Annotated in this window: 12 protein-coding genes; 10 read left to right on the top strand and 2 right to left on the bottom strand. The window is 71.1% G+C overall.

Features of this window, described 5'->3' with window-relative positions:
* Nucleotides 1-72 precede the first annotated feature (72 nt).
* The 8 genes from AB0C30_RS34700 to AB0C30_RS34735 all read left to right on the top strand — a co-directional run bounded on the left by AB0C30_RS34700 (nt 73) and on the right by AB0C30_RS34735 (nt 8959).
* Nucleotides 73-2802, top strand: coding sequence for a BTAD domain-containing putative transcriptional regulator (locus AB0C30_RS34700; RefSeq protein ID WP_357952365.1), 2730 nt, complete (start codon nt 73-75; stop codon nt 2800-2802).
* A 157-nt stretch (nt 2803-2959) separates the two neighbouring features.
* A complete protein-coding gene (locus AB0C30_RS34705; protein ID WP_357952366.1) occupies nt 2960-3145 on the top strand; it encodes a hypothetical protein in 186 nt (61 codons plus the stop codon).
* Between the two features lie 132 nt (nt 3146-3277).
* On the top strand, nt 3278-3928 hold the full coding sequence (locus tag AB0C30_RS34710; RefSeq protein ID WP_357952367.1) for a hypothetical protein: 651 nt from the start codon (nt 3278-3280) through the stop codon (nt 3926-3928).
* Nucleotides 3925-5802 carry an ABC transporter ATP-binding protein gene (locus AB0C30_RS34715; protein WP_357952368.1) on the top strand — a complete coding sequence of 626 codons (1878 nt, stop codon included), beginning with the start codon at nt 3925-3927 and terminating at the stop codon, nt 5800-5802. The genes AB0C30_RS34710 and AB0C30_RS34715 overlap by 4 nt, the downstream gene beginning before the upstream one ends.
* Complete coding sequence (locus AB0C30_RS34720) at nt 5799-6293, top strand: S26 family signal peptidase (protein WP_357952369.1); 495 nt, start codon at nt 5799-5801, stop codon at nt 6291-6293. Before AB0C30_RS34715 ends, AB0C30_RS34720 begins: the two co-directional genes overlap by 4 nt.
* A gap of 178 nt (nt 6294-6471) precedes the next feature.
* Nucleotides 6472-7368 (top strand): hypothetical protein, encoded by an 897-nt coding sequence (locus AB0C30_RS34725; RefSeq protein WP_357952370.1) that lies wholly within the window; start codon nt 6472-6474, stop codon nt 7366-7368.
* A gap of 94 nt (nt 7369-7462) precedes the next feature.
* Nucleotides 7463-7918, top strand: coding sequence for an SRPBCC family protein (locus AB0C30_RS34730; protein WP_357952371.1), 456 nt, complete (start codon nt 7463-7465; stop codon nt 7916-7918).
* Nucleotides 7919-8008: 90 nt separating this feature from the next.
* Nucleotides 8009-8959, top strand: coding sequence for an SPFH domain-containing protein (locus AB0C30_RS34735; RefSeq protein ID WP_357952372.1), 951 nt, complete (start codon nt 8009-8011; stop codon nt 8957-8959).
* A gap of 57 nt (nt 8960-9016) precedes the next feature.
* Here the strand turns inward: AB0C30_RS34735 and AB0C30_RS34740 are convergent, their stop codons facing one another.
* Nucleotides 9017-10369 (bottom strand): cytochrome P450, encoded by a 1353-nt coding sequence (locus AB0C30_RS34740; RefSeq protein WP_357952373.1) that lies wholly within the window; start codon nt 10367-10369, stop codon nt 9017-9019.
* A 318-nt stretch (nt 10370-10687) separates the two neighbouring features.
* Between AB0C30_RS34740 and AB0C30_RS34745 the strand changes: the two genes are divergently transcribed.
* Nucleotides 10688-15547 (top strand): DUF4132 domain-containing protein, encoded by a 4860-nt coding sequence (locus tag AB0C30_RS34745; RefSeq protein WP_357952374.1) that lies wholly within the window; start codon nt 10688-10690, stop codon nt 15545-15547.
* Nucleotides 15548-15746: 199 nt separating this feature from the next.
* Here AB0C30_RS34745 and AB0C30_RS34750 read toward each other — a convergent pair whose 3' ends face one another.
* Nucleotides 15747-17363: a phospholipase A2 gene (locus AB0C30_RS34750; protein WP_357952375.1), complete on the bottom strand. Its 1617-nt coding sequence runs from the start codon at nt 17361-17363 to the stop codon at nt 15747-15749.
* Nucleotides 17364-17803: 440 nt separating this feature from the next.
* Here AB0C30_RS34750 and AB0C30_RS34755 point away from each other — a divergent pair, with 440 nt between their 5' ends.
* A complete protein-coding gene (locus AB0C30_RS34755; protein WP_357952376.1) occupies nt 17804-18646 on the top strand; it encodes a hypothetical protein in 843 nt (280 codons plus the stop codon).

The raw sequence follows: 18646 nt of genomic DNA on the forward strand, positions 1-18646 counted from the left end.
GCCACGGGCGAGCGGATCCAGCAAGAGGGGCCTCGTTACGCTCGAAGATCCACGAGCAGGAAGTAGACCGTCGTGCTGATTCGGTTGCTCGGACCCGTCGAGGTGGAGCGTTCGGGCCAGACCAACCCCGTACGGCCGCCGCAGGTCGCGCTCGCCTTGGCCGCGCTCGCGTGGGAGGTCGGCCGGGTCGTGTCCGTCGAGACGCTCCTCGCCCGGGTCTGGGGCGAGCAGGTTCCGCCCGGCGCGCGGCGCACCCTGTACACCATCATCACTCGCATCCGCCGCGACGTACTGGCCGGTGACGGCGCCGTCGTCCAGCGGACCGGCGGCTACCTGCTCGACGTGGACGAGTCCGCGGTGGACGTGTCGCGCTGCCGGAGCCTCGCCTATCAGGCGATGGCCGAGCCGGACCCGGCGCCGCTGCTGGGCGAGGCTCTTGCGCTGTGGCGCGGCGACCCGCTGACCGGGCTGCCCGGTGAATGGGCCGAGCGCGCCCGTCACCGGCTGCGCGACGAGCGCAAGGCGACCATGCTGCGGTGGGCGCGTACGGTGACCGGCCGCGACGCCGCGGCCGCCGTGGCGGCGCTGACGCCGCTGGCCGACGAACACCCGCTGGACGAACTCCTGGCGGCCGCGCTGATCGAGGCGCTGCACACGTGGGGGCGGACCGCCGAGGCGCTGGCGCACTTCGCCCGGGTACGCCGGACGCTCGCCGACGAGCTGGGCGTCGAGCCGGGTACGGCATTACGGCGCGTCCACCGGATGCTGCTGCGCTCCGGCGACGTGGCCGAGACCACGCACGTGGTCCCGGCCCAGCTGCCGGTCGACCTGAGGGGCTTCGTCGGGCGGGCGGCGGAGCTGGACCGGCTGGCCGAGGCAGCGACCGGCGACCGGCCGGCGAGCGCGGCGGTCTGCGCGATCTCGGGACCGCCCGGAGTGGGCAAGTCGTCGCTCGCGCTGCGCTGGGCGCACCTCAATCGCGACCGCTTCCCGGACGGGCAGCTGTACGCCGACCTCAGCACGGTCGACCCGGCCGACGCGGCCGTGGTGCTGCCCCGCTTCCTCGGCGCGCTCGCGATCCCGGAAGCCCAGATCCCGTCGGACGTCGAGGCCCGGATCGGGCTTTACCGCAGCCTGCTGGCCTCCCGGCGGGTCCTCGTCGTGCTCGACGACGCCCGCGGCGCCGAGCAGGTACGCCCGCTGCTGGCCGGCGCGCCGGGGTGCCTGACGCTGATCACCAGCCGGGCCGAGCTGACCGGCCTGGCGGTCACCTCGGGCGCCTCCCTGGTACGCCTGGACGTCCTGCCGGACGACGACGCCTACCGCCTGCTGGCGGCGCGGCTGGGCGAGCCCAGGCTGGCGGCGGAGCCCGAGGCCACCGCGCTGATCATTCGCCGGTGCGGCCGGCTGCCGCTGGCCCTGGCGATCGTCGCGGCGCAGCTGGCGCGGCACACCGACCTGCCGCTGGCCGAGGTCGCCGCGGACCTCGCGCGGCCCGGCGCCGACCTGGAGCCGTTCGCCCACAGCGACCCGGCGATCGACCTGCGCGGAGTGTTCGGGCGCTCGTACCGGGACCTGCCCGAGCCCGCGATCCGGCTGTTCCGGCGCCTCGGTCGCCACCCCGGGCCGCACGTGTCGCTCGCCGCGGCGGCGAGCCTGGCCGCCCTGCCGGTGGACCGCACCCGGGAGCTGGCCGCGCGGCTCGACCGCGCCAACCTGGTCGACCTCGGCGCGCCCGGCCGCCTGCACCTGCACGACCTGCTGCGCGTGTACGCGTCGGAGCAGGAGCGGGCCGCCGACAGCCGGACGGTACGGCGGGGGACGACGAGGCGGCTGCTGGACCACTACCTGCATTCGGCGTGCGCGGCCAGCGAGGTCTGCTACCCGCACCGCGAGAAACTCCAGCTGGAACCACGGGCGCGCGGTGTCGTGACGGAGCGGTTCGCCGATCAGGCGGAGGCCCTGCGCTGGTACGCCGACGAGTCCGTGGCACTGCCCGCGTTGCTGACGGAGGCGACCGAGGCCGGGCTGGACCGGCACGTATGGCAGCTGGCGTGGGCGTTCTCGGAGTTCATGCAGCGCCGCGGCCCATGGGAGCAGGTGCTGGGCGTTCAGGCGGTGGCGTTGGACGCGGCCGAGCGGCTCGGCGACCGGCTGGCCCAGGCCCGGTGCCACAACTGCGTCGCGCGCGCCCACGTCAGGCTCGGCCGCGACCTGGCGGCCATCGAGCACTTCCAACAGGCGATCGAGCTGCATCGCGACCTCGACGAGCCGGTCCTGGAGGCGCACCTCCACCTGGGCCTGACGGTCTCGCTGAACCGGGTGCGACCCGCCGGACAACTGGGCCACACGCTGCGCGCGCGGGAGCTGTTCCGGCAGGCCGGCGATGCCATCGGCGAGGCGCGGGCGTTGAACAACGCGGGCTGGTTGCGGGCCCAGGTCGGCGAGTACGACCAGGCGCTGGCCGACTGCCGCCGGGCCCAGCGCATCCTGGCCGAGTTCGGGTACGCCCAGGGCGAGGGCCACACCTGGGACAGCATCGCCGTCGTACTGGCGGCCAAGGGCGACTTCGCGCAGGCCGTGGCGTCCTACGAGCGGGCGGTGGAGTTGCTGCGCGGCTGCGACGACCTCCACCCGGCCGCCGAGACGCTGGTCCGGCTGGGCGAGACGCACCTGCGGGCCGACGACACCGCCGCCGCGCTCGACGCCTGGAAGCGGGCGGCGGAATGCTACGACGCCCTCGGCGACGCGCAGGCCGACAAGGTACGCGCCCGCATCGCGGCCCACGACCAGGAGGGGTGAGCCCGTTCTCGGTGGGCCGTTAAGAATTCGTTGAGAAATCGCTCAGAGCCCGGGTGCAGGCTGCGAGGCGCGGCGGGACGGTCGGCGTGGGCCGGCCGTGCTCCGCCGTGCCGGCCGGGCGATGGCCCGCCGGGACCGCCGCCGATATGGAGGTTCGATGCGCGTCGTGACCAGAATGGCCGACCGGCTCCTTGAGCTGGTCGCGCCCCACACCGTGGCCCGGGCTGCCGACTGCGCCTATGAGTGCTGCAAGTTCCCCGCATTCACCGCGAAGTACTGCTGCTACTACCCGAACGGTCACGTGTCGTGCGGCGGTTGCAAGAGCGTCGTCTTCTGCTCGTAACCACTCGTTCCCGAGCCCGCTCAGGTAGCGCGCGGGCCTTCACGGTGACGAGTACGCCGCGATGACCGGTGCCCGGCGGTGGTCGGCCGCGGCCGGGCACACCCTCATGAGCTTTCGACACGGAGATGTCTAGTGCCTTACCTGATCGCCATCGTGGTCCTCGTCGGCGCCCTGTGTCTGCTGGACCTGCTGCTGACCCTCGGCGTCATCCGGCGGCTCCGGGAGCAGACGAAGCTGATCGACGCGCTGTACGAAGCCGTCGGCACGGGCGTCCTGGCCGGAGCGGGCGACGGTCTGTCCGTCGGAGAGGTCGTCGGTGACTTCGACGCGACGACCGTGGACGGCACCCGCGTCACGCGCAACCTGTTGCCCGAGGGGACGGTCGTCGCGTTCATGTCGCCGGACTGCCAAGGCTGCCACGAGCAGCTTCCCGAGGTGGTCTCCTGGGCGGCGGGGCAGGACCGGTCGCGGGTGCTCGCGGTGGTCGACGGACGCTCGGGTGATCCCGCGTCCTTGGTCACCAAGCTGTCGCCCGTCGCCCAGGTGGTCGTGGAGGAGGCGCCTTCGGGGGTCGCCAACGCGTTCCGGGTCCAGTCGTTCCCGACCTTCTTCCAGGTGGCCGAGGGCGGCAAGCTGCTTGCCAGGGCACCCCGGATCTCTCGGCTGCCGGCCGTTTCGCCGACCGTGTCCACCGCCGTTTCGCCGGCCGTGGATACCGTCGGTTCCTCGGCCGTGGACACCGTCGGTTCGTCGGAGCGGCAGGCCGAAGAGCAGCCGGCGTGAGCAGTCGCCGGCCGGGGACGGCGCCGGCGCCCCGGGTCCTGGCGGGATGCGGGCTGCGGGCCGCCGGGATGGTGTGGCGCTCGGCGCCGGCCCATGTCCTCGGATATCTGGCGGTCACGCTCGTGGGCGCGGTCGCCCCGATCGCCCTGGCCTGGCTGACGAAGGCCGTGCTGGACGGCCTGGCGGACCGCCGGACCACTGTGCTGCTCGGCCTGGCGGTGACGATCGCCGTCGTGACGACGGCCGCCGTGGCGGCGACGCACGCCGCGCACTATCTGCGAGCCGAGGTGGACCGCCGGGCGGCACAGCGCGCCAAGGACGAGCTGTTCGCGGCGGTGACCCGCTTCACGGGACTGGCCCCGTTCGAGAGCCCCGCCTTCCTCGACCGGCTGCGCCTGGCCCAGCAGAGCGCGAGCAACCCGGGCAGGCTGGTGGACACCGCGTGCTCCGCCGCGCGCAGCACGGTGACCGTGGTCGGGTTCGTCGGCTCCCTGGCGTTGATCAGTCCCGCGTTCACCGTCCTGGTCCTGCTGTCGGCCGTACCAGCGCTGCTGATCGAGCTGCGGCTGTCGCGGCAGCGGGTCGCGATGATGTGGCGGATCGGGCCGGCCGAGCGGCGGGAGCTGTTCTACGCGCACCTGATGTCGACCGCGGACGCCGCAAAGGAGATCCGCCTGTTCGACCTCGGCGCGTTCCTGCGCCTGCGCATGCTGGCCGAGCTGCGGACCGCCAACGTGGCTCGCCGGCGGATGGATCGGCGGGAGTTCCTCGTACAGGCGAGCCTGTCGGGCACGTCGGCGGCCGTGGCCGGCGTGGGACTCGTCTGGACGATCCTCGCGGCGGGCCGTGGGCAGCTCAGCGTGGGCGACGTGTCGATGTTCGTGGCGGCCGTCGCCGGTGTGCAGGCCGCGCTGAACGTCATGGTGTCGGCCGGCGTGATGGCCTACGAACAGCTGTTGACGTTCCACCATCACGTCACGATCGTGACCGCGGGCCCCGACCTGCCGGCGCCGGGCGAGCCCAGGCCGCTCGCGCCGCTGCGCCGGGGCATCGAACTGCGGGACGTCTGGTTCAGGTACAGCGATGACCATCCGTGGGTGCTGCGCGGCGTCAACCTGTTCATCCCGCACGGCCGGACGGTCGCGCTGGTCGGCCGCAACGGCGGTGGCAAGAGCACGCTGGTGAAGTTGCTGTGCCGCTTCTACGACCCGATGCGCGGCGCGATCCTGTGGGACGGCGTGGACCTCCGCGACGTGGCGCCGGAGGCGCTGCGCGCCCGGATCGGCGCGGTCTTCCAGGACTTCGTGGCCTACGAGATGACGGCGACCGACAACATCGCGCTGGGCGACCCGGCCGCCACCGAGGACCGGACGCGCGTCGAACGCGCGGCATGCGACGCCGGCGTCCACGACACCGTCGCGGCGCTGCCGCACGGCTATGGCACGCTCCTGAGCCGCCAATTCACCCCGGAGGAGGAAGGCGAGGAGGGGGCGGGTGTGCTGCTGTCGGGCGGGCAGTGGCAGCGGGTGGCGCTGGCGCGGGCGTTCCTGCGCCGCGACCGCGATCTGATGATCCTCGACGAGCCCAGCGCCGGGCTGGATCCCGAGGCCGAGTACGAGGTGCACAGCCAGCTCGCCAGCCTGCGGGCCGGGCGCACCAGCGTGGTGATCTCCCATCGCCTCGGCGCGGTCCGCGACGCCGACCTGATCGTGGTGCTGGCCGACGGCGTGGTCACCGAGGAGGGCACGCACGCGGCCCTGCTGGCGGACGGGGGGACGTACGCGCGGCTGTTCACCCGGCAGGCCACCGGTTACCGGGACGAGGTCAGCCCGGTTTCCAGGGACGAGGTTCATCCGACGGGAGTGGGGCGTTGATCGGCGCGCTCGCCGGCGTCGCCGTGGTGATGCTCGTCATCATCCTGTGGCTGCGCAGGCGGTATGTGGTGGTGACCGTTCATGGGGAGAGCATGCTGCCGACGTATCGGCCGGGCGAGCGCCTGGTCGTCCGGCGGACATCACCCCGTTCACTGCGTACCGGGCAGGTCGTTGTGCTCGCGGGAGTGGTGAAAGGGTCGCGCGCTGGAGCGGCGAGAGGGCCGCGCGCCGGCGCGGTGGGAGGGTCGCTAGCGGACGAGGCGGGCACGGGCTGGATCGTCAAGCGCGTCGCGGCCGTCCCGGGTGACCCGATACCGAGGGACACGGTGCCCGCGCTGCGGACCGCGCCGGGTACTCACGTGCCAGCCGGGCACCTGGTCGTGCTGGGGGACAACGCGGACCGTTCGTACGACTCCCGCCGCTCCGGATATCTGACGACGGACCGCTTGCTCGGCGTGGTGCTCCGCAAGGTCGGTCGGCCGCTTAGCTGATTCGCGGGTGCTATTGAATACGCGAAGAATAGGCCGGATATTTCTGGCCGAAAATGGGCCGGTCTTTTCATCTTCCCCGGTCGTTTCACCATTATGGCAAAAAGCGGTCACGAGCCTTGTTGGGCCGGTCGCGCGGGCGCACAGTCGAGGCACCGTCTACCGGAATGGAGCGCTATTTATGGACGGAACGGTCGCACCACAACGCCGCGCGAAAAACCTCGTACGACGTCTCTTGGCCGCCGGCCTCGCCCTGTTCGTCGTGGCCTTCCTCGTCGCGCCGCCCGCGCAGGCCCTGGCCCTGCCGACGCCGAATGCATTCGTGACGAACCTCGACCTGGAATGCTTCAAAACCACCCCGTACCAACCGCCCGCCACCACCCTGAAGCTGCGGCACCTCAACCCCGTACTCGCCAATCAGCCGAACCTCCAGGTCACGCTCGGACAGCGCGAGCAACTGTGCGTCCCGGTGGCCAAGAACAACGTGATCCCGCCGCCGGGCGTCCTCGATTTCATCAGGTTCGTCGACCTGTCGTGCTACCGGGTCACCGGCCCCTCGCTCAACCTGAACCTGGCGCTGCGCCACCTCAACCCGGTGCTGCAGAACGTACCGGGCATCGGGGTCGTCCTGAACGTGCCCCAGCATCTGTGCGTCCCGGTCTCCAAGAACGGCGTGGTGCCCGCCCCGGACGTCGTACGGCTCATCTCCCACATCGACCTGCTGTGCTACGCCCACACCCCGAACCCGGCCATGAACGTCGGCCTTGTCCTCACCCAGCTCAACCCTGTCCTGACCAACCAGATCCCGCCTTCGGACGCCCGGGTCACCGCCGCCCGCCAGCTCTGCGTGCCGGTGCAGAAGTCCGGTGACGACATTCCGGCGGACGTGATGAACATCGTGCGGTGGGTCGACCTGGAGAAGTTCGACATCACCGCCTCGACCATCACGCCGGTGTCGCTGACCCTGAAACACCTCAATCCGGTGCTGGCGAACCTGCCGGCCGAGAACGCCATGCTGACCGGCGCCGTGCAGCTGGCCGTACCGGTCTCCAAGAACGGAATGATCCCGCCGAACTGAGCCGGACGAACTGAGCCATAGGTGACGCCCGAGGAGAGCGACGACTGCGCGCCGTCACCCTCCTCGGGCTCCGCCGCCGCCGTATCATCACCGGGTGATCGAAGTGCGAGAGCACGGCGAGATCTCCCGCCCGGCCGCGGCCGTGTGGGCGGTCGTCGCCGACTACGGGCAGGACCCGCGCTGGCGCAAGGGCGTCGAGACGATGGCTCCGCGCCCCGGCGGGATCGTCCGGGTGGGCACGACCACCGCGGAGGTGATGCGGTTCGCGGGCCGGACCTACCGCAACGGAGGGGAGGTCACCGGGGTCGAGCCAGGGCGCTCGTTCGACTGGCGCACCACCTCGGGGATCGACGCCGAAGGGGGCAGGAGCGTCCTGTCACTCGGCAAGGACCGGTGCCGCTTCGCCTTCCACGTACGCGTCGCCCCGCGCGCCGCCTCTGAGAGGCTGCTGGAGCCGGTGCTGGGGTGGCTGCTGAGGCGGGCGATCCGTGCCGACATCCGCCGCCTGGCCGACCTGCTCCACCACGACGCGCGGGCGAGCCGGCTCTGAGCTTTGTTCGTGCCGTTGACCAGGACTTGACGCCTTCCTTGCCTGACAGGTGCGTCCCCGGATCTAGCCTTGAGCTGGAAGGGGCACGCCATGATCATCAATATCGTGCTCGGGCTGATCGTCCTGTTGACGGTCTGGGTAGCCGTCAGCGCCATCAGGGTCGTCAACCAGGTGGAGCGCGGTGTGGTCTTCCGCCTCGGCAGGGCTCAGCGGGAGGTCCGCCCGCCAGGAATCACGTTCCTCATTCCGGCCGTGGATCGGATGAAGAAGGTGAACGTACAGATTGTCACGATGCCGGTGCCCACACAGGAGGGCATCACCCGTGACAACGTCTCCGTTCAGGTCGACGCCGTCGCCTATTTCCGCGTCGTGGAGCCGCTGCGGGCGGCCATCGCGGTACAGGACTATCTGTTCGCGATCGAGCAGGTGGCGCAGACCTCACTGCGCTCGATCATCGGCAAGAGCGATCTGGACGACCTGCTGTCCAACCGCGAGCAGCTGAACAAGGGCTTGGCGCTGATGATCGACAGCCCGGCGCTCGGCTGGGGCATCCACATCGACCGCGTGGAGATCAAGGATGTCCATCTGCCCGAGGGCATGAAGCGATCCATCGCCCGCCAGGCCGAGGCCGAGCGGGAACGCAGGGCCCGGGTGATCACCGCGGACGGGGAGTTCCAGGCCGCGCGGAAACTCTCCGACGCCGCGGCCATCATGACCGAGGCGCCTGGCGCGCTTCAGCTGCGGCTGCTGCAGACCGTGGTGGAGGTGGCGGCCGAGAAGACCTCCACGCTGGTCATGCCGCTACCCGTGGAGCTGCTGCGCTTCTTTGAGCGCTCCGCGAGAAGCGAGCCGACCGTGGACACCGCCAGCTCGCCGGCGCGGCAGGTCGAACAGCAGACAGCCGTGGACACCACCGGTTCGCCGGAGCGGCAGACCGAAGAGCAACCGGCCGTGACGGACTCCGCCACGCCCGAGCTGGCTCCGCCAGGGTCCTCCTTCGAACGCTCCGCCGCGAAGAACGCGGCCTCGCGCGCCCCATAGACACCTGACTCGTCAAGGTACAAAGCCGGTCGGAAAGCTCAAAGCCGGTCGGAAGGCTTAAGGCCGGTTCGGGCGGAATTCGGCGCGCAGGTCGGCCGGGAGGAACGCGGCGCGCAGGCCCGCCGGTGCGAGGCGCCCGCAGAACTCGGGTTCCGCGGCCTCCGCGTTCGGCGCGTGTACGTGAAAACGCTGGGCGATACGGGACGTGGCGAGGGTGAGCTGACGCATCGCCGCGGCCGAGCCGAGACAGTAGCGAGGCCCGGCGCCGAACGGTATGTAGGTCCCGGGCGCCGGGCGGGCGGTGTCCCATCGAGACGGATCGAACTCGTCCGGGTGAGACCACCAGCGAGGGTCGCGATGGATCAGGTACGGGGTGGTCAGCACCTCATCTCCCGGCCGCAACCGCCACTCGCCGAACGTGACGGCGGTGCGCGCGACCCGGGTCATCATCCAGGCAGGGGGAGTCAGCCGAAGAGTCTCTTTGACCACCGCCTCGGCCAGCGGAAGACGAGCACACGGGCATCCGGCCCCCACCGACGCGCCTGCCTCCTCCGCGAGGGCGGCGGCCAGACGTGGGCGGATCGCGAGCTCACGGACTATGGAGGTCAACGCCGCAGCGGGCACGCCGTGCCCACCGACCAGGATGCTCCACAGGGTGGTCACCACCGACTTGTCGCCCATTGCCGAGTTCTCGGTGGTAGTCGGGTCCTCGGTGGTTGCCGGATGAGAGCCGTGCGGGACCCCGAGCAGGACGTCGAGCAGGTCCCGATGCCGTCGCCGGGCGGGCTCGGCGCGTCTGGCGGAGACCAACCGGGTCAACGCCTCGACCGTGCGGCGGTGGACACGGAAGAACCGGCGGTTGCGCGGCGACGGTACCCACGCGGGAAGCTGGAACTCGGCGCTCTCGAACGGGAGCAACGCCGCGTGGTTGGCCGCGAGCAGCTCGGGGATGCCCGCGGCGTCCTCGCCGAGGCACAGATCGGCCACGACCTGCCCGGCGAAGTCGAGCATCACCGGCAGCACGTCGACCGTACGGCCCGCCGTCGCGTCGAGTACGGCGTCCAGGATCGCGACGATCCGGCCGTCCATGCCCGCCACCGCGTCATCGCCGAGAGCGGGGCGCACCGCGCGGCGCGCCCCCATCCACGGGTTGATCATCTCGGCGGCGCCGTGCAGCGCCGACGAGCCGGCGAACGGTGCCAACTCCGTGACGTAGTCGCGGTTGGTGGCCGTCAGAACCTGATGGGTGAGCCGGGGGTCGATGGTGAAGACGACCCGGTCGTCGAAGGAGAACACGTCGCCGTAGTCATGATGATGGCGGCGGAGAAAAGAGATGCGGTCCTTGTCGTAGTCGACCGCATTGCCCATCAGCCAGTGACCGCGAGGCCCTGGTGGGCGTGCCGTGTCCAACTGGCTGGGCTTACTTACTTACCGTGGTGGTAGGGCCAGTAGATGTATCTGCCGCTGACTCGGACCTTGCCGACGAGGCGGGCAGCCACATGACGTAACAGTCGCACGGCTCTGTCTCACCATCCTTCCTGATCGAGCGGGATAACGTGACTATGAATCATGTTTTCCGCCCGGTCAATCCCTGATCGGCGTCCACGAACGCGCGCCAGGTATCCGTTCTTCCGCTCCTCGGAGAGGGTCCCTTCCCTTCCGAGAGACCCCGCTGCTGCTCCGGGAGATCAACAGCGGAATGTCCTAGGGATGATCAAGAATGGCGCCATGAGATGGATCGGGATTGCGACGGGCCACGAGCTCACCGTCGAGGGGACGCGGCGGCCGGTGCTCGCCTGCCGGACGGCCGCGGGCCGCGTGCTGGCCAAGGTGCCCGCCAACGTCAGGAAGGATCCGATCGCGGTACGGCTCGCCGCCCTCTGCGACCGGCTCGGCGAGCACGCGCGGGCGGTGCACGACCGGGTCGAGTCCTGGATGGTACGGTCGCTGCCCGTCCCGGCCGCGGTGTTCGCGGCCGTGTGGGACGACCCGGTGTGGCGCGAGACGCTCACTGACCTGGTCATCGCCCCGATCGTCGACGGCACGCCCGACCTCGCCCGCTGTGCGCTCCTGCGCGAGGGCGCGTGGACGGGCGCGGACGCCTTCGCGATCCCGCACCCGCTGCTGCTCGGCGACGAGCTGCCCATCTGGCGGGGACGGGGCCTCACGCAGGTTGTCGAGCAGGTCCGCCGCGAGGTGTGGACGCGTCCCGCGAGCATGGATCGTACGTTCGGCGTGGTCAACACCTTCGGATACATGAATGCCTGGTACGAGAGCGGCGCCGTGTTCGAGCGCCGCGTGCACGAGCTGGGCGGGCGCATCAAGGGGGACGAGGCGCGGTTCACCGTGCACGCGCCCGAGCCGCTCGGCATCGAGATCGACCTGCACTGGAGCGGGCCGATGAGCCCGGCCTACATGGACGAGCTGAGCTTCACCGCGGGCGGCCGGGAGATCGGCGACATCGCCTGGTCCGAGGGCATCCGCATGCTCATGGCTCTGTACGCGGACCGCACCGTGGAGGAGACGGAGCCGATGGTGGAGGCAGCCGAGGCGTACTCCCGCTACTGCGACGCCCACCAAGGCGAGCCCGGCACCGTGGTGCCCTCCGGCATCGCCGCCCCGACCCGCGACGTGCTGCTGCGCGCCGGGGCGGTGCTGCCGAGCCCGCCCGCCGGCTCCGACGAGGACACGTGCGTCGCTATCCGCTACGAACACTCCGTCCTGGACGAGCCGGTCGTCGAACTCGTCCGGCGCGCGGCCGTCGACGGCGACAAGGCCGAGAAGTCGCTGTACGACCTGGACCCGGTGGCGGAGACCGGCGTCGGCACGGTGCACGCGGGCCCGCTCGGCTTCCTCGCGTCCGCCCTGCACCGGTACCCGGCGCACCGCGCCCGCATCCTGGCCGCGCACACCGACCTGCGGGCCGCCCGCGGCCTGGCCGCCCGCAAGCCCGGCCTCGCACGCACCGCGCTCACCCGTACCGGCGACGACCTGGAGACGCACGCGCCCGAGCTGCTGCCGCCGTTCTACGAGGAGTGCGCGCGGATCCTGGCCGCCGCGGGCAGCGCCCGCTTCGCCGCCGCCTTCTTCGAGAAGGCCCGCGCCGCCGAGGGCGCGCACGCACTGCCGGTCGACGAGGCCGCGCTCGTCGCGGCGCACCTCGATGCGGGACCGGACGCCGCCGGAACGGCCACACTCAAGAAGCACGGCAAGCGGCTCGCCGCCCGCCATCCCGCCCCCGGCGCGTACCGCTGGCACCGCAGCCTGCTCACCGAGTGGTGCGAGGAAGTCCCGGACGGTGCGGACGGCGCGCTGGCCCTGGCCGACGGCTGGGCGGCACTGGCGAAGGCCGCCGGGCACGCGCTCGGCGGGCCCGAGGACGAACGCGCCGTACGGGCCCTGCTGGACAGCGGCTGCATGGAGTCGGCACCGCAGGCCTTCTGGACGTTCGTCCTTCCGTTGCTCGGCCCGATGGCACGGGCGGACGCGGGCATCGGCCGCGCGCTCTTCGGCGTCCTGCCGCTGCCCGCCGAGGACACCCCCAAGGCGAAGAGCGCGGCAGTGTCGCTCCTGCTCGGCAACCTCGCTGGCGTGGGCCTGACCGCCCCGTTCACCACGTCCCCCGGGCTGACGGGGGCGGCGGCGAAGGTCTGGCTCGGCCGCTTCCTGAAGCTGTACGCGGGGCTCGCGCTCCCCGTCGCCGGTCTCGGCGACCTCCTGCACGACGCCGGTACGCGGCTGCGCGCGGAGGGCCTCACCTGCGACGGCCATGAGGCGGTACTGGGAGTGGACGAGGACGAGGTCAACCGCTGGGAGGGGACCGCCGCCGACCTCCCGCTCCTCGACCTCCTCCTGGACCGCGGCGTCCCGCTCGCGCGGCCCCGGTTGCTGCACACGTTCAAGCTGTACGACCGGCTCGCCTCCGGAGCGGGCACGGACCTGGCCGCCGTCGCCGCTGACCCGGACTGGGCTCCGCTGCTGCGCGACGCGATCGTGGGCAACGTGACCAACCAGCTCAACGTCACCGAGCCGGCCGTCCCGGAGCAGACCGCCCCCGAGACCGTACGGGCGCTGACCGCGACACCGGGAACGGCGCGGATCGTCGCCGCCATCCTGGCCGAGCATGCCGAGCGGGTCCCCGATCAAGGGCTTCCGGACGCGCACGCCGCACTGTGCGACGCCGAACGGTTCACCATCGCCGGAGTCCCCGGCCCCCTCCTGGACAGCGTCCGGACGATCGCGACCGGGACGGACCCGGCCCGGGCCCTGGCCGCCACGCTGAGCGGCGGCGTCCTCGACGAACTGGAGTTGCCCGCCTTCGTCCCCGGCCACGTCAACACCATCACCGACTACCTGGAGGAGAGCGGCACCGCTCTGCTCCTGATCGAGTCCGGCCGGCTCTGGGGGCACAAGTTCCGCGCCTCCGTCGTCACACCGGATGGAGTCGGCCCGTCCCACGGCTTCGGCGCGTACGAGGACATCTCCAGCCGGTCCCACGAACGGAACGAAGCGCGCGACCTCTACGACCGCTGCCTGATCGCCGTGAACGGCCTGGTGACCGTACTTGACCACGGCGGCCCGCACTGCCCGCACGGCAGCGCGCACCCCGCCGCCCGCCGCGTCGTACCGGCCGACGGCGAACGGGTCGCCTTCCCCGGTGGCGCCGAGGCCACCGTGTGGCGCGGCAAGGGGCGGATCATCGAGCTGCGGGATCCGGCCGGGCGGACCATCGGCCGCTACGTCCGCGGCTGGGGCAGGGTGCCCGAGCACGACGGCGCCGAGAACATAAGCGCGGTCGCGCACCGCCGCTACGCGTCCGGGACCCACCTGGTCGCGCCTCCCGGCCGGTGGTCGGCGATGCGGCCGCGCGACCCCGAAGGATCCAGGGCGCTGCGCGCCGTCGACGAGAAGAAGGCGCAGGCCCTGATCGACGTCGCGGACGCCGCGCTCGCCGCCGACCTCATGCGAGTGCTGGACCCCGAGGGTCGGTACCAGGAGAAGGAGGCCGCCCGCGAGGAACTGGCGGGACGGCTCCGCCCGCTCCTGCCGGAAATCACCGACGAGTCGCTCTGGAAGGGCGTCACGTTCCTGGTGTGGACGGCCGTCGAATGCCGCGAGCGCGCGTTCGCCCTGCTGGAGCGCCTGGCGCTGACCCCGCCACCCCACCTGCGCCCGGCGCCCGCCGCCGCGGCACCCGCCGTCCAGCCCGAGAAGCCCCCCGAGCCGGACGATCCGGGGCCTGAGTCCGCGTACGAGAGGATCGTCCACTTCACCCGTACCGCCGTCGATGTGCCGTACGACAAGACGATCGCGACATTCGCCGCCTCCACCGTCAAGGGGATCGAGAACACGCTGGGCCGCCTCGGCGCCGCCGTCCTGGAGGCCGCGTGGGGCAACGGCGGCGGGCGCGCGCGACTTCTGGAACTGGCCGCCGTCCCCGAACTCCTCCGTACCGACGGCACCTGGCATGTCGCCCGGCTGCGCCCGGAGTACGAACTCGGGCGGATCCGCTCGGGCTACGGCCCCATCGCGGCCGCCGCCGTCGCCGACTACGAGAAGGTGGGGTGGGGGTACGTGGTCACGGCGCTCCTCTACACCCCGGACGGCCCCGACCCGCTCCTGTTCACCCGCAACCGCGCCGTCGAGCTGCGGACCTGCCGTGGCTGGGGCGACCCGGACCGGCTCCGGCGGGCGCTCGACCAGATCGCCGAGAACGGCCCGCCGCCCGTGGACCGGGAGGCGACCGTACGGGCGTTCGCCAAGGCCACCGGCCTGTCACCGGCCCAGTGCCTGATCTTGCTCTCCACCTCGGCCCGCACGCTCTCCTGGCCGGACGGCTGGGCACGGGGCCGCGTCGCCGCCTTCCGTGAGGGCGACACCGCCCGCGCCCGCGAACTCAACCTCACCGAGAATGCATTGCGCATCGCCGCGCTCTCCCTGGAGGCGCTCACCACCACCGACGAGGCCGTCGAAGTCGTCGAGCTGCTCATGCCCGACGACCCCGCCGAGCTCTGGCGTAAGGGCCCCGACCTCAACCGGGCGGTCGCGTACTGGACGGAACGCCACCCGAGGCTCACCCCGCTCACCACCGCGCAGTGGGCCATCCTCGCCTCCGGCGCCGAGGACGCCCTGGAGGCGCTGATCGCCCTGCTCGGCGAGCGTGCGTCCGTACCGCCGCTGGGTCACATCGCCCGCGCTGCGAGGCTCCTGGCCGACCGCCTGCCCAAGGACCATCCCGCCCGTACGACCGCCGCCGCCCGCCTGCGTGACCTGCACGAACACGCCACCGGCCCGGACACGACCCTGCCCATCGCCGCCGGGGTCACCTCGGTCACCGCCCTGGAACGAGCCGCCGGAGCGACCGCGGCCCACCTCCCGGAGAGCGGGCTCACCATCGGCGAAGCCCTCACCCTGGAGCCCGCCGGAGACGGCTACCGCGTCCACCTCCGCCCGTCCCGCTGGTCCGACCTGGACGCGCTGACCCCGGCCCTCCGCCGCGGCGGCGCCACCGATGCAGCCCTGGTCATGAAGGACCTGCGCTTCCTCCGTTCGTCCGAGCCACTGGAGGCCGCGGCCCGGCTGGAGTGACGTTCCCGGAGGTGTGTATCCCTCCCAGGGCCCCGGCTACGGCGGACCATTTCTTCGCTCCCCGGAGGGGGTACATCCCCAAAGCCCTCAGCCACGATGGGCCGTCACAGGGATCAAGGCGGTCATATGACGAAGGGAGGCCGGATGGCGAGCGATCACGCCATCCGGCCGGCCTTCTCAGATCAGAGTGTGCTGCGGGTCAGGTCTTGTCAGCACCGTTCTTGGGATTGCCGAGGCGAACCCCCTGGCGGTAGATGAAGGCCCATCTCCGGCAAGCAGGGCGGACGAGGACGAAGTAGGCGTTGCAGGTCCAGTTCTTGAGCGTGCTGTAGAAGACGTCGTCCACCTGGGACTTGCGGTACCTGTCGAGGTAGTACTTGTAGTGCTTGTAGGTGTTGCCGATCAGGCCGTACCCGTAGTCGTGCATGTCGCAGGCGGGCCGGAAGTCGAAGCCCGTCGGCCGGTCGGGGGCGTTGGTGCAGTGGTCGAAGGTGATGCCGACGACATAGCGCTTGCTGGGGAGCTTCTTCCACAGCGGCTTGTGCCAGCCATTGTGCGCGACCCAGGACGAACAGCCGGCCCGCTGGTAGTACAGCCACTTCCAGGCGTCGTTGCAGTACGACGGGTACGCCTGGGGGTTGGAGATGTCGCCGGGCAGGAAGTCGCCCGGGGACGGCTCGGTGGCGTTGGGGTCGTTGATGCCGGTCGCCCCTTGCATCGGGTCGCCGGGAGTCGGCTGGGCGGTGCCGGTGGCGGTCGCCGTGGGGGCGGCGGTGCCGTTGGCGAAGGCCAGTTGCCAGCTGCCGTCGGTGGGGGAGTCGATGGAGTTCAGGCGGCCGAGCTGGTCGTAGCCATAGGTGGCGGCGGGGGAACTGCTCAGGCCGGGGTCGGCCACGGTGCGCAGCAGGCCGTTGGCGTCGTATCCGTACTGGGCCACGGTCTGCGGGGTGGACGAGCCGGACTTGAGGGTGATGTCTTTGAGCCGGCCCGCGAAGTCGCCGAAGGAGGCGGCGGTGGCCGTGGTCGTGGCGGCGTAGTGGATGGTGAGGGTTTCCTCGGGGGTCTCGCCGCCGGCCGGTTCCTTGATGGTGCTGATGCGGCCCTGGGGGTCGTAGGTCACCGATGAGGTGCCGTACGCGGTGTTGCCGGTGCTGGTCGCGCGCCAGGTGTCGGTGCCCTGCAGGCCGTCGATCTTGCTCCAGGTGTAGGTGAGGCTGAGGTCGGCGTTGCTCTGGGTGAAGGTGTCGTCGCCGGCTTCTGTGGCGCCCTTGTCCATCGCGATGGTTTCGGTGATGGAGGTACGCATCGCTCCGGCGGCGGTGTCCCACCGGGTCGTTTCGGTGATCTTGGAGCCGTCGGTGGTCTCGTAGCGCTGGACGCCGCCACCGTCGGGGAAGGAGATGCTGCTCTTGAGGTCGTAGCGGGAGGTGGTGCCGCCGTCGAGTTCGGTGACGACGATGGCGCCGTTCTGGGTCTCCAGTTTCCGGTCGACCATCCCGCCGAGGAACTCCGCCGTCCAGCCGGGCCCGAACACCGCCATCTCGGGACGGGAGGCCAGGGCCGACTGCGGTCGGGCCAGGTCGCCGCCTCCGGTGGCCACGCCGTGCGAGCGGCCGATCGCCCCGGCCGGTACGTCGGTATCGCTGATCTTGAAGGTGTCGGTGTCGGTGAAGTACAGCCCCGGACCGACCTGCTGGACGTTGTCCGGGTCCGCCTCATTGGTGGCGCTGGTGGTGGCGGTGACGGCGGACGCCGTCGGGGAGAGCAGAGGGAGTAGCACTGCCGCGACGGCGACGGTGAATGTTAATCGACGCAACCGGTCCTCCTCATTTAGCGAGCGAATTGATCCCCTGGACGGTAAATGATGGAAACTCGCTTAACAAGGGTCTGGACGGATGTTTAATTCGATGTTCAAATCGCGTACGAACCCACGTCTGGAAGGCGATTCCTGAAAAGTTCCTGTGCGTCGAATGATATGTATCAGCGCTGGTGGCAGTGTCTGTGTGGTGGAAATGTAGTGATTATGTGGCACCTTCGCGGATAATTCTGTTCGGGTAATGTGAAGATGTTTCAGAGTGGTAGGCGGCGCGGCTGTGCGGGACTGTTTAAAAAACGCGCAGGCATGGCCCGGCGTGGTATTGAAGTCGCCCGCCAGGATCCGTGGGCGCGCCGGTGGCCGCAGGCGGGCGGCTCTGGTCGCCGCACCAAATCGCCTGATTTCCGCCATGGACGCAGTTCTTTCGACATGATCGGAACATGAACGCATCGCTGCGGGCCGCGCTCGTAGGGGCAGTGGTCGGACTGGCCCAGTTCGTCCTCCTCTGCTGGCGGGGAGACGACCTTGGGCCGCTCGACCTGATGATGACGGTCGTCCTGTCCTCCGGCCTGGGGTTCTTCCTGTCCTGGTGGGGCGGTCTGCCGCGCTGGTGGGGGGTGGGCCTGGTGGGTCCGGCCGCCATAGTGGCGTTCCTCCTCCTCGCCCTCCCCCTCGTACATGCCACCGAGACCATGGACTCGGGTGACTGGCAGATGGGCCTGTCCCTCGTGGCTCTGGGCGCGACCGCCTACCTGGCCGCGGGCGGTCTGGTCATGCCGGTGCACCGGGGGCTCCGCGTCCTGACGGTCGCGGGCGTCGCCGTGGCGTACCTGGCCGTGTGGTCGGCACAGGACGTGCTCGCCGACTCGGCGCGCGCCCACAGACTGACCCGCGCCGGGGTCCCGCTCGTCGCGCCCACGCTGCCGGATTACCAGCTCTGGTCCCTGGAGGGCGTGGAAGGGCGGCTGGAGCTCAGGTACGCCCGCGATGGCTTGGTCTCGCGGGTTGACGTCGCCGTCGAGTCAGGGAGCACGGATAGTCCCAAAGGCGCCTGCGACTCTGCCGCGCTGAACTACTACCTCCCGGAGGCGGACAAGTGCCGGCAGGTGTCACCGGGGGTATGGCTCGTTCCCAGTGTCACCCATAAGATCATCTTCGCCTGGTACGGCGACGACTTGGTGCGGATCGAGGGCCTGACGATGAGCGAGAAAGAGCTGCTCGCCGTGCTGCGCTCGTTGCACCCCGTGGAGGCCGGGGAGCTGGCCAGGCTCGACGAAGACTGA

The organism is Nonomuraea sp. NPDC048901 (assembly GCF_040649695.1).
In the GTDB taxonomy this organism is placed as follows: domain Bacteria; phylum Actinomycetota; class Actinomycetes; order Streptosporangiales; family Streptosporangiaceae; genus Nonomuraea.

Excerpts from the sequence above, each read along its gene's own strand:
- AB0C30_RS34705 (WP_357952366.1), top strand. The coding sequence starts at position 2,960 with ATGCGCGTCGTGACCAGAATGGCCGACCGGCTCCTTGAGCTGGTCGCG.
- AB0C30_RS34725 (WP_357952370.1), top strand. The coding sequence starts at position 6,472 with ATGGACGGAACGGTCGCACCACAACGCCGCGCGAAAAACCTCGTACGA.
- AB0C30_RS34735 (WP_357952372.1), top strand. The coding sequence starts at position 8,009 with ATGATCATCAATATCGTGCTCGGGCTGATCGTCCTGTTGACGGTCTGG.
- AB0C30_RS34745 (WP_357952374.1), top strand. The coding sequence starts at position 10,688 with ATGAGATGGATCGGGATTGCGACGGGCCACGAGCTCACCGTCGAGGGG.
- AB0C30_RS34755 (WP_357952376.1), top strand. The coding sequence starts at position 17,804 with ATGAACGCATCGCTGCGGGCCGCGCTCGTAGGGGCAGTGGTCGGACTG.